The organism is Selenomonas sp. oral taxon 149 str. 67H29BP (assembly GCF_000146365.1).
Taxonomy (GTDB): domain Bacteria; phylum Bacillota; class Negativicutes; order Selenomonadales; family Selenomonadaceae; genus Centipeda; species Centipeda felix.
Genome location: NZ_GL397087.1, coordinates 2,423,489 through 2,437,468, shown reverse-complemented (window position 1 = coordinate 2,437,468; position 13,980 = coordinate 2,423,489). Strand labels below are relative to the sequence as shown.

Sequence of the window (13,980 nt, the reverse complement as noted above, 5' to 3'; positions counted from 1 at the left end):
ATCCTCCCTTACTCTTTCTTAGCAACGGCGTAGTTACGCGCACGTGCTTTGATGAGCGAATGCTCGAACTCCATGTAGCTGACCTGCGGCTCTTCCGTATTCGGATCATAGTCCACAATGGAGGTCTTCATGAAGCGCTCATCATCACGGCCGTAGAACATGAGCTCACCGTCGGCATCCGTCATGCGCTCGCCCTTGTCATCAAGAAGGATCTTGGCATGTGCACCGCGGCTCTCATCACGGCAGCGTGCTGCCTTTGTCACGGCCATTGCATAGAGGATCATGTTGCGGAGCTGACGGACAAACATAGCTTCCTGGTTTGCCCATGTGCCGTGATCCGTCACGCCGATGTCATCCCAACGCTTCAGAATCCCCTTGAGCTTCTCAAGGCAGATGTCGAGTCCCTTGTTGTCACGCTCGATCGAGACGTAGTCATACATGATCTCGCCCATCTCCTGATGGAGCTTGTGGGCATTCTCAGAGCCTGTCATGTTGCGGATCTTATCGAATTCCGCCACAGCCTCCTTGCGTGCACTCTCAAGTTCTTCCTCGGTGAGTGCCGTGCCGAGCTCACCGCTGCGTGCCCAGCGCAGTGCCTCGGGACCAGCGATAAAGCCGGAATACGCTGCAGAGAGGAGCGAGTTTGCACCGAGACGGTTTGCACCGTGGTACTGGTGATCGCACTCACCCGCAGCCATGAGACCGGGAATATTTGTGTGATGCTTGCGATCGACCCAGATGCCGCCCATCGAGTAATGCACGGACGGGAAGATCTCCATCGGCACCTTGCGCGGATCCTGTCCGACGAACTCTGAATACATCTCAAGAATACCGCCGAGTTTGCGCTCGAGGTAAGCCGCAGGGATATGGGAGAGGTCGAGGTAAACACGACGCTCATTGTTGATACCAAGTCCCATGTGGACGCAGACCTTGAAGATCGCACGCGATGCGACGTCGCGCGGGACGAGGTTGCCGTATGCGGGATACATCTCCTCGAGGAAGTACCAGGGCTTGCCGTCCTTGTATGTCCAGACGCGTCCGCCCTCACCGCGGCAGGCCTCGGACATCAGACGGTTCTTATCCGACCCCGGAATCGCCGTCGGATGAATCTGAATGAACTCAGGATTGCCGATATGAGCGCCCTGCTGATAGGCGGAGGAAACAGCCGAGCCGTTGCAGATCGTCGATGCCGTGCAGCGGCCGAACACCTGACCGGGGCCGCCCGTAGCGAGCATGACCACATCAGCCGGGAATGCCTTGATCTCATTCGAGTTCATGTTCTGCGCAACAATGCCGCGGACGATGCCGTCCTTGTTTTTGATTGCACGGATGTATTCCCAGAACTCATACTTCGTGACCTTGCCCTTGACCTCCCAGCGGCGCACCTGCTCATCCAGCGCGTAGAGGAGCTGCTGGCCCGTTGTCGAGCCTGCGAATACAGTGCGCTTATTCTTCTGTCCGCCGAAATTGCGCAGATCAAGCACGCCCTCCGCCGTACGCGTAAACGGAACGCCCATGCGGTCAAACATCTTGACCAGCTTCGGCGCTGCCTCAACCATGCCCTTAACGGCAAGCTGGTCAGCGAGGAAGTCGCCGCCGTAGACCGTATCGTCAAAGTGCTCGTAGACACTGTCATGCTCGCCCTTGGTGTCCATGCAGGCATTCATGCCGCCCTGTGCGCAGAGCGAATGCGAGCGCTTCACCGGGCAATAGGAAAAGAGGTCGACGGTACCGCCCCCCTCGCAAACCTTCATCGTTGCGAGAAGGCCCGCCAAACCGCCGCCGACGATGATAACCTTATTCTGTGGTACTTTAGCCATTCTTAGCTCTCCTTTGCTGCAGTTCTCACATGAAGTAGCTGCCCATGAAGGCAAGCGTAACAAGCGACATCAGCACGCAGAGTGCCATGGACAACGCGTTGATCACCGACTGTGCGCGCGGTCCCTTTGCGATGCCCCACGTCATGCAGAACGTCGAAATACCGTTGCAGAAGTGGAAGATCGCCGCAATCATGCCGATCGTGTAAAGCACCGTGTGCAGAATCGCATAATCGCCGGTAACGAAGTAGGTGTAGAGCAGGTCATAGTTGATGTGCGATCCCATGACTCCCTTCTCCCACACGCGCATAAAGCCAACATGCCAGATGAGGAACGGAATGAGCAGCCAAGCCGTATAGCGCTGCAGCGCAAACTGCCAGTTGCGGACATAGCCATAATTGCCGGGGTTGTTCTTCGCCTGCGCAGCGATGTAAATACCGTAAATCGCGTGGAAGAGGATCGGAACAGCGATGGCGAACACCTCAAGCCCATAGAACACGGGGCGCGGGATGAGATCCATCATAGCCAGCGCATCATTAAAGGCCTTTGCTCCATGGAGCACCGTCGAGTTCGTAAAGACATGCTCGAAGAGGAACACGCCGATAACGACGAGTCCGACCAGTGAATGAAGGCGCCGCATGTAAAAGGTTGTGTGGAACATTTCATACCTCCTGAAATATGTTGACCTTAAGGAAACATGAATCACTTCAGCACTTCAGATTGACAAACTTCATTTGATTCGTGATCCCTTAGGAGCCGCAGCTCCAGCACCGTGTGCAGGAGCCGCGCCCCCGAATGATTTGTCATGCGCCAAACCATCGGCATGAACACCTACATTAGAGTCTGCGATAGGGCTTCTGTCCCATTTCATAGAAGTTATTCCCCTCGGAGTCGATGACAACGATACAGGGGAAATCCTCAACCGTCAGCTTTGCAACGGCCTCGGGACCAAGCTCTGGGTAGCCCACAACTTCATACTTCTTGACGGACTTTGCGATGAGAGCTGCGGCGCCGCCGACAGCAGCAAAGTAGGTCACGCCGTACTTCTTCATCGCCTCGACGACCTCGGGCGAACGCGAGCCCTTGCCGACCATGCCCTTGATGCCCTGCGCGAGCATCGTCGGCGTGTAGGCGTCCATACGGCCGCTCGTCGTCGGCCCCGCCGAGCCGATCGGATCACCCGGCTTTGCCGGCGTCGGTCCAAGGTAGTAAACAATCTGGTCGTGCCAGTCCACGGGCAGCGGCTCGCCCTTCGCGAGGGCTTCCGTCATCGCCTTGTGCGCCGCATCGCGGGCACTAATGATTGTCCCCGTAATCAGGACGCTGTCGCCGGCCTTAAGCTTACGGGACATCTCCTCCGTAAACGGAGTCGTAATACGGATACTTTCCGCCATTGAGTATTCCTCCCTAATGATAATACACAAGAACCGCTCCTAGAGAATGCGGTGCGCATGCCGGAGGGCATGGCAGCAGATCGTCACCGCAACCGGCAGACCTGCAATGTGCGTCGCACCCCACTCAATGTTTACGGCAAGTGCCGTCGTCGTCCCGCCAAGCTGAGGGCCGATGCCGGTCTTGTTGATCATTTCGAGAAGCTCCTCCTCGAGCTTCGCATACTCAGGCATGGGATGACGCTGGTTGATTGGGCGCGTGAGTGCCTTTTTCGAGAGCAGCGCCGCGCGGTCCATCGTGCCGCCGATACCGATGCCGACGACCTCCGGCGGACATGGATTCGGACCGGCGTGCTGGATGATCTCCATAACGGCCTTCTTCACGCCCTCGACACCATCGGCCGGAACGAGCATCTTCACGCCGGACTTATTCTCCGAGCCAAAGCCCTTCGGCGCAATCGTAATGCTGAGACGGTCGCCAGGGACGATCCTCGTGTAGATGACACCCGGCGTATTATTCTGTGTGTTCTTACGATTAAAAAGAGGCTCCGCAACAACGGACTTGCGCAGATAGCCTTCCGTGTAGCCCTTTGCGATCCCCTCGTTAATCGCATCCTCCAGAAGTCCTCCCGTGATGTGAAGATCCTGTCCGACTTCGACAAACACGATGGTCATCCCCGTATCCTGGCAATACGGACGATCCTCCTCGCGCGCAATCTCAGCATTGCGGATGATCTGATCCAGAACGACCTGACCGACAGGCGACTCCTCTGTCTCCCGGCCCTTCTTGAGGCCTTCATAGACGTCGTCGGGAAGATAGTACGCCGCTTCTTTGCACATCTCGGCGACGTTCTCCGTGATTTCTTTTGCGGTTAGCTCTCGCAAAATAATCCCTCCTATAAATATAACTTATACACAGGTTAATTAAACTATATCATATTTTTTTCTTGCTTTCAAGTCTTTCAGACTTCTTGTAACCCCTTGAAAAAAGTGAATCTCATTCAATTTCAAGTTGTTGATTTTCACGTAGAATAAGAGCGTATTTTCTTATTTTATATCATTGTTTTTCTTTATTGTTTTATTGTTTAATTTCAACCAATATATTATTATTAACAATATTTTTATCGCATATATAAATCCCATATCGTACGATATGGGATTTATATGATAAAATTTTGAAAGATTTTTATTTAAGGCGAACGAGATTCATCTTTGGTTCTTCCCCTGCTGTGAGATTTATCATCATAAAGGAGCCCTGCACCGCATCACGCGGACGAGCCACACTCCCGGGGTTGAATACGGTCACATCCCCCTGCCGCTCGCAGAGAGCGATGTGCGTATGTCCATAAACAGCAATATCTGCCCCTGCCTCACGCGCAGCCGCGGCGAGTATCGCTGTATCAAACCGCACATGGAAGAGATGCCCATGCGTGAGAAAGATACGATGCCCGCCGGCCTCGACGACGGTCTCGTCATACGTTCCATCCAGAGGCAGATCGCAGTTGCCGAGGACGCGCACAACGCTCTTCCCCGTCAGCTGTTCCAGTGCATCTGCATCGGCGGCATAGTCTCCTGCATGAAGCCACATCTCTGCCTGTGCCGCCTCAGGATACTGCAGCATCGCTTGCAGGCTCTCAATATCTCCATGACTGTCGCTGACAATTCCAATATTCATGCTTCACCTCACACCTAGGAAAGATTGGGCAAAAGACGCCCTATGACGATATCTTCCGCTGCGGCACAGACAGCTCGATGATCGATCAACATGCGTCATGCGCGGCCAAGGAGTGCGCGCAGCTCCTCCCTCATCTGATCGAGTGCCGCACCGCGATGACTGATGGCGTGTTTTTCCTCACGTGAGAGCTCTGCCATCGTCCGCCCATCCGCACGATAAAAATAGGGGTCGTAGCCAAATCCCTCCGTGCCGCGTGCTTCGCGGCGAATAAAGCCCGTACACGTTCCCTCTGCCGACAGTTCCCGTCCGTCCCGAAGTGCGAGCACGAGGGCGCAGTGATAGGCGGCGCGGGCATTCTCCTCCCCGCGTGAGCGAAGTTCCGCGATCAGCTTCCCATTGTTCGCCGCATCGTCGCCATGCACCCCCGCATAGCGCGCGGAGCAGACACCGGGGGCACCGTCCAGTGCCTCCACCGAGAGCCCCGAATCGTCGGCAAGCGCCGAAAGCCCCGTCTTTTCACGATAGTACTGAGCCTTGATGCGCGCATTCTCCATGAATGTCGCACCATCTTCGACCGGCTCTTCGATCGCACCGAGCTCCGGCTTCAGCTCATAAAGACGTGACAGTGGAATAAGGCGCACGGGCAGCCCGAGAAATGCCGTCTCCATCTCCCGCACCTTCCCTGCGTTTGATGTGGCAATCAGTATCGTCTTTTCCTTCATATTATCCCTCCCGTCCCGGCAGCCACGAGAGCACATCACCGAGGGCGACCTTCTGCTGATCGATCAGCGTGCGAATGCCTTGCTCACCGAGATCCAGCAGAGCATTCAGCTCCTTCCGTGCAAAAGCACGGCCTTCGCCTGTCCCCTGCACCTCGACAAAGACACCTGCGCCCGTCATGACGATGTTCATATCGACCATTGCCGCAGAGTCCTCCTCATAGCACAAGTCAAGAAGCGGCTCATTTTCCGCATTGATGCCGACGCTGACTGCCGCCACATAGTCACGTACGGGGAAAATACCGCGCTTCGCATAAAACGACGCACACGCCTCGACAAGGGCAACAAATGCTCCCGTCACTGATGCCGTCCGCGTCCCGCCGTCCGCTTGGAGAACATCGCAGTCAATGTGAATCGTACGCTCACCGAGTGCCTTTGTATCCACTACCGCACGCAGAGCACGTCCGATGAGACGCTGGATCTCCTGTGTCCGCCCCGACTGATGGCCGCGCACCGCCTCGCGCGCCGTACGTTCCGCCCCTGCACCCGGAAGCATGGAGTACTCAGCCGTCACCCAGCCCGTGCCCGTTCCCTTCAAAAAGAACGGCACGCGCTCCTCCACCGTCGCCGCACAGACGACGCGCGTATGACCGGTCTCAATGAGTGCGGAGCCATCCGCATAGCGCTGATAGCCGCGTTCGATCCGAACGGGGCGCAGCTGGTCGGCACGCCGCAGATCTCTTCTTGGCATGAAATAATATCTCCTTTGGAAGTAATTCTCCCCTCCGGCTCGCGCTGTCCGTCGCACCGTGCCGCAGCAAGGCAAAATCCGCAACATAAAGCCTCCCCCGTCATGCGGGGGAGGGGAACCGCACAAGCGGGAAAGGGTACTGTATCATTTATGCCGTATGGCTCTCCTGATATTGACGATAATTCTTGATGACGCAGATCGGGGTCTTCTGTGATGCGTTGCCGAACGGATTGTCGAGCAGCAGCTTAGCGGCAAGTTCCCCATTTAATCCATCCGATACGCCGACCACACGTGAACGCTTGAGATCGTTGACATCCGCCACCATCGCGCCGAATGCCCCCACACGCGTCCGTATACGGTCTGCCACCTGGTCTGCATCCGCAGGACCATAGACAATCGCTTTGTCAAACGGCGGCATCGTTCCGGTCACATCGTCAATCAGCGCCGTTTCTCTGCCGCCCCAGCGATAGAACATGCCGCCTTTGCCGACGAGCTTCGCAAGGAAACCGGCAAAGAGGGCAAAGAGAACACGCCCCGTTCCCTCTACATCCATCAGGGACTGCATCCCATGCGGGCTGGCAAGGCTGCCGTAGTCCGGGATAAAGCGGCAGGCAAAACGTGCTGCGCGGGAAATGTGCAGCTGCTCCGGGAAGACAAACCGTCCCTGTGTAATCGCCACCACACTCTCAGCGCAGCAGACCAGATCGTCCGCCGTCACCTGCTCTCCTGCATAGTACTCAATCGCATCCACAATGTCATCCGCATCTGTCAGAATACGTGTCGGCACAGGAAGAATCTTCAGTTCAGCCATTCTGCACCTTCCCTTCCCGTACAAGCGCAACCCCGGCGAGCGCGGCAATCTCCGCTGCTGTCATCTTCATCAGTACCTTGGAATAATGCGCCGGCATCCGCCCCGTCTCCAGATAGATCAGATCCATGCGAAAATCCACCATGTGGGCAATCGCATCATCGAGTGTATGTCCGTTTCGCCCCTCAATGGAGAGCTTGAGAGCAAGATTTATGCGCTGCTTCTTCTCTATCAGTGCCGCCTCGAAGTAGTCATCCTCGCGCGGTGCCCCCTCACACTCCACCTTGCCGTGCACCAATGCGCCGTCGTACTGCTCATAGGGCAGCTGAACACGCAGGATCGCATCCATGATTGTTCCGCACTGCTTCCCCTCATTGGCAAAGGGAATCGTCGCACCGATCACCAGACGCCTGGGCGTCCGTTCCACGACAGAAAAGGGCGTCATCTCCTCCGTCTTCGGCACGATCACCTCCGTACCAAGATAAGCAAAGAGTATCTTCACGCCCGCATACACAATAAAAACGACTGCGATCAGCAGATGCAGCCACCACGAAAATTCAGATCCCAATGTCCCGTCCTTCTTTCTCCGCCGTCATCGCCGCTTCCATCGGCACATAGAACTCCTTGGGCAGGCGCGTTATATGTCCCGTATCGCGATGCGTAAATACATTTTCTGAGAAGCCGCTCACCAGCAGTGTTCCCGCCTGATTGAGAATGCGGTAGGAGAACACCATCTTGGCCTTTGTGAGCGCCGTCGCCGTGGTCTCGATCACCAGCTCATCATCAAAATGACCTGGTGCATGGTACTCCGCACCGACCTTCGTGATTGGGAATACGTACCCCGCCTCCATCAATGCGCCCAACGTGATGCCGATGCGCCGCAGATACGCGACGCGTCCGATCTCAAACCAGCGGATGTAGTTCGCATGATGCACGACCGCCATCGCATCCGTATCGTAAAAATTCACCCGATGTGTTACCTCAACCGGCATGAAAACTCCTTTCAAACAATCTCTTCCATTCGCGCGGCACGCGCGAGATCCGCCTCCATGTGCGCCAGCTCCTCTGCACGCACAATAGAACGCCCCGACTCAAAAAACGTGCAGTGTGCGGTCTGCGCACCGATCGGCTGCGTTCGCAGCCCCGTTCGCCGCGCGAGCTCCTCCACCGTTCCCTCATTCCCATCCACGAGGCGCACATTCTGCGGCAAAAGCTGCCGCATCGTATCCTTGAAATAGTTGAAATGCGTACAGCCGAGCACGATCGCAGAATAATCCGCAAAACGATACGGGGCAAACGCATCCCGCAGATACGCCTCCACCGCCGATGAGACGAACTCCTGCCGCTCGGCGAACTCCACCAGCTGCGGCAGTGCCAGGAGATCCACCAATCCGTTCGGGTCGCAGGAGGAAATCAGCCGTTTCAGCTTCTCCCCATGCACCGTGATCGGCGTCGCCGTAACGAGTACACGATGCTCCGCATCGCGCGTGAGCGCCTTCTTGACCGCAGGCTCCATCCCAATGATCGGCACATCGTAGAGACGGCGCATCTCATCTACGGCCACGGAGGTCGCCGTATTGCATGCGACGACCACAGCATCGGCGCGCTGCTGCTCAATGAGAAAGCGAAACGCGGTACGAACAAAGCCGCGCACGGCGGGAACAGATTTCGTCCCATACGGCACATGATCGCGGTCAGCATAGAAGATAAACTCCTCCGACGGCAGCACACGGCGAGCATGACTAAGCACCGTCAGACCGCCATAGCCTGAATCAAACAGCGCAATGCGCATCTGTCCATCTCCTCTTCCTGATCGAAACCGACGACTCTATTATAGCAACTTCTTCCTTCTTTTGCCATATTTGTCACAAAAAAGCCATAATAAGGCAACGGCGATGCACATAGATGCGATTGACAGAACTGTCTGCCTTGACAGAACAGATAAAATACGCTACACTTAGCGCGTTGTTAATTTCTATTAAAAAGAAGGTATTCCAGTGAAATTCCCACGTTGGTTGCTCATCCCGATTGTTCTTATTCTCCTGTGTTTCGCTGCGGCGGCACTACTCATGTGCACATCGCTCGGCGTGCCCGTACTCAACTACCACCAGGTCGAGGACAAGGACGGCAACCCACTCACGCTATACTGCGACCAGTTCGATCAGCAGATGGCATACCTCGCGGAAGAGGGCTACCATACGATCACGCTGGATGAGATGATGGACGCGGCGGAAAACGGCACGCCGCTCCCCGAAAAGCCTGTCGTTATTACCCTCGACGATGGATACGTCGACAACTACGAGTATGCCTATCCGATCCTGAAAAAATATGGATTCAAGGCGACGATCTTCCTCATCAACGATTTCACGGGCGTCTACCCAAACTATCTGACATGGGAACAGATTCGCGAGATGCAGGATTCCGGACTGATCGACTTTGAGAGCCACACAATGACGCATGCGAATCTCTCGGAGCTGACCTCGCGCGACGAACTGCACCATGAGATCGCGGACTCCCGCGAAGCGCTCTCCAAGAAACTCGGCAAAGAGGTCAACTACATCGCCTATCCGGGCGGACGCGCCACGGACGCGGTGGAAGAGGTCACACGTGCTGCGGGCTATCGCGGCGCATTCACTGTCCACTACGGACTATCCACCCCCACAGAGGGGGTCTACCAGATGGACCGCATCCCCATCTTCGGATGCAACACACATACAATGACACGCTTTAAGCTGCGGCTGACATTCGCTCCGCTCATCGCTCCGTTCGAGGATCTGCGTCTGACCCTGCGCGCACGAGGACTTGCACTGATTGGAAACTATCTACCGATCCCCTAAGAACGCGGCAAACGCGATGGTACTTAAACACAAGAACAGCCCCCGAGATTGCAGCTCGGAGGCTATTTTGTTTCCATTGTGCAGGCAGGGACTAGCACCTAGGCTCGTCGCCGTCAGTCTCACTCATCGAGCCATTTGCTGATATATCGTTGGCGATTTCATTTGTCAGCACTTCTGCCGTATTCTCTGTCGGCTCGTTCGAGGCTTCGCTAAAAACGTACTCCAGTAAGGAAGCCTCGATCTCCTCTCTGCTGTAAGGCGGCTTCTTTGTAGATAAATCCACCATCGTCAAGCATCTCCTTCATTGTTGATTCGTAACAATCAAACAGCCATCGTTTCCTTATCTTTGAATTCGGCACATTCGAGAATCTCCCTGCAATCCGTGCCTTGCGAGCTTCAGCGGTCTCTTCTGCCTCGATTATCGCCAACCGCCCCTTGGTTGTCAAGGAGATTCTACTCAGCAGAATATTTTTGTGAAAAATCTGTAAAAGATTGAGACAGGATTCAAAAAATATGCTATAATTCCCGTATTGGTTATTGTGTTTAAGGAGGGCTTTTCATGGATTTTGAAGCACTGGTGAAAGCGAAGTTTGACGAGGCTTATGCGGCGACGGAGCATCCGAAGAAATTCTTCCTCACAGAGAACGGTCGTGGTGTTGTCGACGGCGGTGATATGTATAACGCTCTGCTCCACGATGTGCTCGATGTCGTTCAGCGTGCTGTTGTGGGTATCCTGAAGGACAGCCATCACAATCACTAAGAACCGAAAGAATGTGGCCGCCGCACAGTTTAGTGCGGCGGTTTTCTTTATACAAAAAGACTGCGTACGGAGCTGCAGCTCCGTACGCAGTCTTTTTTATGTGCAATCATGCGGCAGCTGTGCTGCAATCAGCCGTCGTGTGAAGGGGTGTACTGCCTCCTTCAGCGCCGTTGACGGCAGTTCTTCGACGATTTCACCGCGCTCCATAACAAGAACGCGTGTCGTCATCTTCTGCACAACCGCAAGGTCATGCGTAACAAAAAGCCCCGTAAACCCATACTCAGAATGCAGTTCGCGGATAAAATCCAGAAGAGCTGCCTGTGTAACAACATCCAATGCGCTGGTCGGTTCATCAAAGAGCAAGAGATTGGGACGAACAAAAAGTGCTCGGATCATCACTGCACGCTGAAGCTGCCCCCCGCTGAGCTGATGCGGCAGACGCTCTGCCGTATCGGACGGCAGGTGTGCACGCTCCAGCATCATATGCAGGGTACTGCGCTCCTCCCCGTCGGTGACAAGACCGAAACGGCGCAGCGGCTCAAGCAGAAACTGCCCGACCGTCATACGCGGACTGAATGCCTCGAGCGGATTTTGAAAGATCAGTTGGAGATGTCGGTAGACATCGCGCGGCCATCCTCTCTGCGTCGCTGTCAACGTCTGTCCCAAAAAGGAAATACATCCGTCAGACGGCGTTTCAAGTCCCGCAATCATCTGCAGGAGCGTGGACTTCCCGCAGCCGCTTGCACCGACGATTCCGGTGATCTCTCCTGCATACAGGTCAAAGGACACCCCCCTGATCGCCTCGACGAGGCGCGTTCCCTCACGATAGGTTTTCTTTAGATCCTGAACGCGAAGAACATTTTCTTTCATACGCACCCCGATCCTCACGTCAAATACGGAACAGCATCCAACAAGACTCTCGTATAGGGATGCGACGGACGGTGCAGGACATCCTCTGCCCTGCCATGTTCAACAAATCTGCCGCTCTGCATGATGTATAGATCGTATCCGCTACATAGGCTGCTGCGTCCATATTATGTGTCACAAAGACGATGGAGCAGCCCTGCTCCCCCGCCATACGCTTGAGCCGATCGAGCAGACTGCGGCTCGCAATAACATCGAGTGCGCTTGTCGGCTCATCGACCAAGAGGAGTTTCGGCGCGAGCGAGAGTGTCATTGCCGTGGCAGCGCGCTGACGCATACCGCCGCTGAGCTGGAACGGATACGCCTCCATGATCTTTTCGGGATCCTCCAGACTCTCACGGCGCAGAGCGGCAATCGCGGTCTCCCGCCAACCGCGCCCTGCACCGTGCGCTTTCAGATAGTCGGAAAACTGTGCACCGATGCGGCGTATGGGATTCAGATAGGCACCGGGATCCTGGAAAAGAACGGCGATGTCCCGCCCCATCAGGTCGCTGCGCACGTACGCGGCAGCATCGAGCAGCTCCGTGCCGCAAAAGGAGATCGCGCCGCCGTCGATGATGCCGCCGTCCGGCAGAACGCCGATGACGGCGCGCAGGAGAGTTGATTTCCCGCAGCCGCTCTCACCGACGACAGCTGCAATCTCACCGCGCCTGACCGCCATCGTCACATCGCGCAGCACACAATGTGCATGAATGCGCAGTGTCAGGCGCGCAATCGAGAGCAGGGAGACTGATCCGTCCGCCTTACTTCCCGCCAATCGTCAGATCCTTCGTGATGAGGTAGTAGTCGATCGGGTGCATATAGACGCCCGACACCTTGCTCGTCGCAACAACCTGGTTCGCCACGCTGAACAAGAAGAGGCTCGGCGTATCCTGCAGCACGAGGTTCTCAATCTGACCGGCGAGTGCAAGGCGTTCCTTGGCATCCGCAGAGTCGCCCATCCGCTTCAGGAGGCTGTCAACCTCGGGGTTGCTGTAGTGACCGACGTTCTCCTCACTGGTCGAGCGGAGCGTCTGATCCAGATACCAGAACGGATCGTTTGTGCCGAGCGTGATCCAGTTGCTCTCCGTCAAGTCGAAGTCACGCTTCGTCTTTGCCTCCTCGGAGTTCTGGATGCGGCGGATCGTCGCCTTGATGCCCGCCTGCTTGAGCTGGTTCTGCAGAGCCTCGTAGATCTCGGACTTGCTGCCCCACGCATTGATCGTCAGCTCGAGTTCCTTGCCGTCCTTCGTCACATAGCCATCTGCATTCTTCGCAGTATAACCTGCGGCGGCAAGCTCCTCCGCAGCCTTCGCGAGATCCGTATGCTGACGCAGCGACTCCTGATACGAGGGTCCGAGGTGCGGCGGGAATACCGCCCCAGCGACAGCTGTGCCGTTCCCCTCGATCTTCACCAGATCATCGTAATTAACCGCATAGCTGAGTGCACGGCGCAGATGTGCATCCGCAAGCACACGCTCGAGATTCATGCGGAACATATAGACACGAACACCCGTGATCTCATGGATCTTGTATTTGTCATTCTCAAAGAGACTGCGGCTCGCACTGTTGCACCGCTGGATGTAATCCACATCGCCCGCCTGCAGTGCCATCGCGCGCTTGTTGTCATCCTCGATGTTCTTGACCGTAAGCGTGTCAAGCCCGGGGGTGCCGTCCCAATAGTGCTCATTCTTCTTGAGCTGAATCTCCTCGTTCTTCTTGAAGCCGACAATCTGATAGGGCCCCGTCAGCACAGGTGCGGAATCCGCTTTCGAGAGATCCGCCTTCGTGTTGATGATAACAAAGGCCGGCTCCGTCAGTGCCGCCACGAGCGCACCGTACGGCTCCGTCGTCTCGATGAGGAGGTTCTGTCCGTCCACCTTGATCTCCTTGATCTTCGAGGACTTCTGCGAGCGCGGGCTCTCCTTCAGCGTGCGCTCGAGCGATGCCTTGACGAGCTCCGGCGTCATCGCCTCACCATCCTGGAACTTCACATTCTCGCGGATGTGGAACCGCCACGTCGTCGGATTGACCGCCTCCCACTTGTCGGCAAGCTGCGGTGTGAACTCCATCTTGTCCGAGACTGTGACAAGCGTCTCACCTGCGCCGATGCGCGTCACCGTCCAGCCGTCCCACTCATGCGCCGGATCGACGGACTCACCGAACCAATACAGGGCAGCATTCAGATGCTTGCCCGCAGCCTCCTGTTTCTCCGAGCCGCAGCCCGCGAGAAGCCCCATCATCAGGAGCATCAGAGTCATGAGCACATACAGTTTTTTCATAGATTTTCTCCTTCTTTCGCCCAAAAACTACGCTAAG

Annotated in this window: 17 protein-coding genes and 1 pseudogene; 2 read left to right on the top strand and 16 right to left on the bottom strand. The window is 55.9% G+C overall.

Going from position 1 to position 13,980, the window contains the following annotated elements:
* Positions 1 to 8: 8 nt before the first annotated feature.
* The 11 genes from sdhA to murI form a co-directional block, all read right to left on the bottom strand.
* Positions 9 to 1,820 (bottom strand): succinate dehydrogenase flavoprotein subunit, encoded by a 1,812-nt coding sequence (gene sdhA, locus HMPREF9166_RS11480; protein WP_006690889.1) that lies wholly within the window; start codon positions 1,818 to 1,820, stop codon positions 9 to 11.
* 25 nt (positions 1,821 to 1,845) lie between these two features.
* Positions 1,846 to 2,478, bottom strand: a complete 633-nt coding sequence (locus HMPREF9166_RS11475; RefSeq protein ID WP_006690890.1) for a succinate dehydrogenase — start codon at positions 2,476 to 2,478, stop codon at positions 1,846 to 1,848.
* A gap of 175 nt (positions 2,479 to 2,653) precedes the next feature.
* A complete protein-coding gene (locus tag HMPREF9166_RS11470; RefSeq protein ID WP_006690892.1) occupies positions 2,654 to 3,211 on the bottom strand; it encodes a Fe-S-containing hydro-lyase in 558 nt (185 codons plus the stop codon).
* A gap of 39 nt (positions 3,212 to 3,250) precedes the next feature.
* Positions 3,251 to 4,093, bottom strand: coding sequence for a fumarate hydratase (locus HMPREF9166_RS11465; protein WP_006690893.1), 843 nt, complete (start codon positions 4,091 to 4,093; stop codon positions 3,251 to 3,253).
* Positions 4,094 to 4,394: 301 nt separating this feature from the next.
* Complete coding sequence (locus tag HMPREF9166_RS11460; RefSeq protein WP_009754183.1) at positions 4,395 to 4,883, bottom strand: metallophosphoesterase; 489 nt, start codon at positions 4,881 to 4,883, stop codon at positions 4,395 to 4,397.
* 95 nt (positions 4,884 to 4,978) lie between these two features.
* Positions 4,979 to 5,605: an RdgB/HAM1 family non-canonical purine NTP pyrophosphatase gene (gene rdgB, locus HMPREF9166_RS11455; RefSeq protein ID WP_009754182.1), complete on the bottom strand. Its 627-nt coding sequence runs from the start codon at positions 5,603 to 5,605 to the stop codon at positions 4,979 to 4,981.
* A 1-nt stretch (position 5,606) separates the two neighbouring features.
* Positions 5,607 to 6,353 (bottom strand): ribonuclease PH, encoded by a 747-nt coding sequence (rph, locus tag HMPREF9166_RS11450; RefSeq protein ID WP_009754181.1) that lies wholly within the window; start codon positions 6,351 to 6,353, stop codon positions 5,607 to 5,609.
* Positions 6,354 to 6,501: 148 nt separating this feature from the next.
* Entirely contained in the window at positions 6,502 to 7,164 is a 663-nt protein-coding gene (locus HMPREF9166_RS11445) for a hypothetical protein (protein ID WP_009754180.1), read from the bottom strand.
* On the bottom strand, positions 7,157 to 7,675 hold the full coding sequence (locus HMPREF9166_RS11440) for a hypothetical protein (RefSeq protein ID WP_139062679.1): 519 nt from the start codon (positions 7,673 to 7,675) through the stop codon (positions 7,157 to 7,159). Before HMPREF9166_RS11440 ends, HMPREF9166_RS11445 begins: the two co-directional genes overlap by 8 nt.
* Positions 7,676 to 7,718: 43 nt before the next feature.
* Entirely contained in the window at positions 7,719 to 8,153 is a 435-nt protein-coding gene (locus HMPREF9166_RS11435; RefSeq protein WP_006690900.1) for a thioesterase family protein, read from the bottom strand.
* A gap of 11 nt (positions 8,154 to 8,164) precedes the next feature.
* The gene (gene murI, locus HMPREF9166_RS11430) at positions 8,165 to 8,953 is read right to left on the bottom strand and encodes a glutamate racemase (RefSeq protein ID WP_009754178.1); all 789 of its coding nucleotides are present in this window, start codon (positions 8,951 to 8,953) and stop codon (positions 8,165 to 8,167) included.
* A gap of 205 nt (positions 8,954 to 9,158) precedes the next feature.
* Between murI and HMPREF9166_RS11425 the strand changes: the two genes are divergently transcribed.
* Positions 9,159 to 9,998 (top strand): polysaccharide deacetylase family protein, encoded by an 840-nt coding sequence (locus tag HMPREF9166_RS11425; protein WP_039981464.1) that lies wholly within the window; start codon positions 9,159 to 9,161, stop codon positions 9,996 to 9,998.
* A gap of 91 nt (positions 9,999 to 10,089) precedes the next feature.
* Here HMPREF9166_RS11425 and HMPREF9166_RS11420 read toward each other — a convergent pair whose 3' ends face one another.
* Complete coding sequence (locus tag HMPREF9166_RS11420; RefSeq protein WP_009754176.1) at positions 10,090 to 10,284, bottom strand: hypothetical protein; 195 nt, start codon at positions 10,282 to 10,284, stop codon at positions 10,090 to 10,092.
* A gap of 273 nt (positions 10,285 to 10,557) precedes the next feature.
* Between HMPREF9166_RS11420 and HMPREF9166_RS11415 the strand changes: the two genes are divergently transcribed.
* Entirely contained in the window at positions 10,558 to 10,758 is a 201-nt protein-coding gene (locus HMPREF9166_RS11415; RefSeq protein ID WP_009754175.1) for a hypothetical protein, read from the top strand.
* Positions 10,759 to 10,854: 96 nt separating this feature from the next.
* Here HMPREF9166_RS11415 and HMPREF9166_RS11410 read toward each other — a convergent pair whose 3' ends face one another.
* The 4 genes and pseudogenes from HMPREF9166_RS11410 to HMPREF9166_RS11400 all read right to left on the bottom strand — a co-directional run bounded on the left by HMPREF9166_RS11410 (position 10,855) and on the right by HMPREF9166_RS11400 (position 13,943).
* On the bottom strand, positions 10,855 to 11,628 hold the full coding sequence (locus HMPREF9166_RS11410; RefSeq protein ID WP_009754174.1) for an ABC transporter ATP-binding protein: 774 nt from the start codon (positions 11,626 to 11,628) through the stop codon (positions 10,855 to 10,857).
* A 14-nt stretch (positions 11,629 to 11,642) separates the two neighbouring features.
* Positions 11,643 to 11,750 (bottom strand): hypothetical protein, encoded by a 108-nt coding sequence (locus tag HMPREF9166_RS13225; protein ID WP_254655037.1) that lies wholly within the window; start codon positions 11,748 to 11,750, stop codon positions 11,643 to 11,645.
* 101 nt (positions 11,751 to 11,851) lie between these two features.
* A pseudogene (locus tag HMPREF9166_RS13220) lies at positions 11,852 to 12,343 on the bottom strand (ATP-binding cassette domain-containing protein); the annotation flags it as partial.
* 82 nt (positions 12,344 to 12,425) lie between these two features.
* Positions 12,426 to 13,943, bottom strand: a complete 1,518-nt coding sequence (locus HMPREF9166_RS11400) for an ABC transporter substrate-binding protein (RefSeq protein WP_006693399.1) — start codon at positions 13,941 to 13,943, stop codon at positions 12,426 to 12,428.
* Positions 13,944 to 13,980: the final 37 nt, after the last annotated feature.

Excerpts from the sequence above, each read along its gene's own strand:
- HMPREF9166_RS11415 (WP_009754175.1), top strand. The coding sequence starts at position 10,558 with ATGGATTTTGAAGCACTGGTGAAAGCGAAGTTTGACGAGGCTTATGCG.
- HMPREF9166_RS11420 (WP_009754176.1), bottom strand. The coding sequence starts at position 10,284 with ATGGTGGATTTATCTACAAAGAAGCCGCCTTACAGCAGAGAGGAGATC.
- HMPREF9166_RS11475 (WP_006690890.1), bottom strand. The coding sequence starts at position 2,478 with ATGTTCCACACAACCTTTTACATGCGGCGCCTTCATTCACTGGTCGGA.
- HMPREF9166_RS11470 (WP_006690892.1), bottom strand. The coding sequence starts at position 3,211 with ATGGCGGAAAGTATCCGTATTACGACTCCGTTTACGGAGGAGATGTCC.
- HMPREF9166_RS13225 (WP_254655037.1), bottom strand. The coding sequence starts at position 11,750 with ATGCAGAGCGGCAGATTTGTTGAACATGGCAGGGCAGAGGATGTCCTG.
- HMPREF9166_RS11460 (WP_009754183.1), bottom strand. The coding sequence starts at position 4,883 with ATGAATATTGGAATTGTCAGCGACAGTCATGGAGATATTGAGAGCCTG.
- HMPREF9166_RS11410 (WP_009754174.1), bottom strand. The coding sequence starts at position 11,628 with ATGAAAGAAAATGTTCTTCGCGTTCAGGATCTAAAGAAAACCTATCGT.
- murI (WP_009754178.1), bottom strand. The coding sequence starts at position 8,953 with ATGCGCATTGCGCTGTTTGATTCAGGCTATGGCGGTCTGACGGTGCTT.
- sdhA (WP_006690889.1), bottom strand. The coding sequence starts at position 1,820 with ATGGCTAAAGTACCACAGAATAAGGTTATCATCGTCGGCGGCGGTTTG.
- rdgB (WP_009754182.1), bottom strand. The coding sequence starts at position 5,605 with ATGAAGGAAAAGACGATACTGATTGCCACATCAAACGCAGGGAAGGTG.
- rph (WP_009754181.1), bottom strand. The coding sequence starts at position 6,353 with ATGCCAAGAAGAGATCTGCGGCGTGCCGACCAGCTGCGCCCCGTTCGG.
- HMPREF9166_RS11400 (WP_006693399.1), bottom strand. The coding sequence starts at position 13,943 with ATGAAAAAACTGTATGTGCTCATGACTCTGATGCTCCTGATGATGGGG.
- HMPREF9166_RS11435 (WP_006690900.1), bottom strand. The coding sequence starts at position 8,153 with ATGCCGGTTGAGGTAACACATCGGGTGAATTTTTACGATACGGATGCG.
- HMPREF9166_RS11445 (WP_009754180.1), bottom strand. The coding sequence starts at position 7,164 with ATGGCTGAACTGAAGATTCTTCCTGTGCCGACACGTATTCTGACAGAT.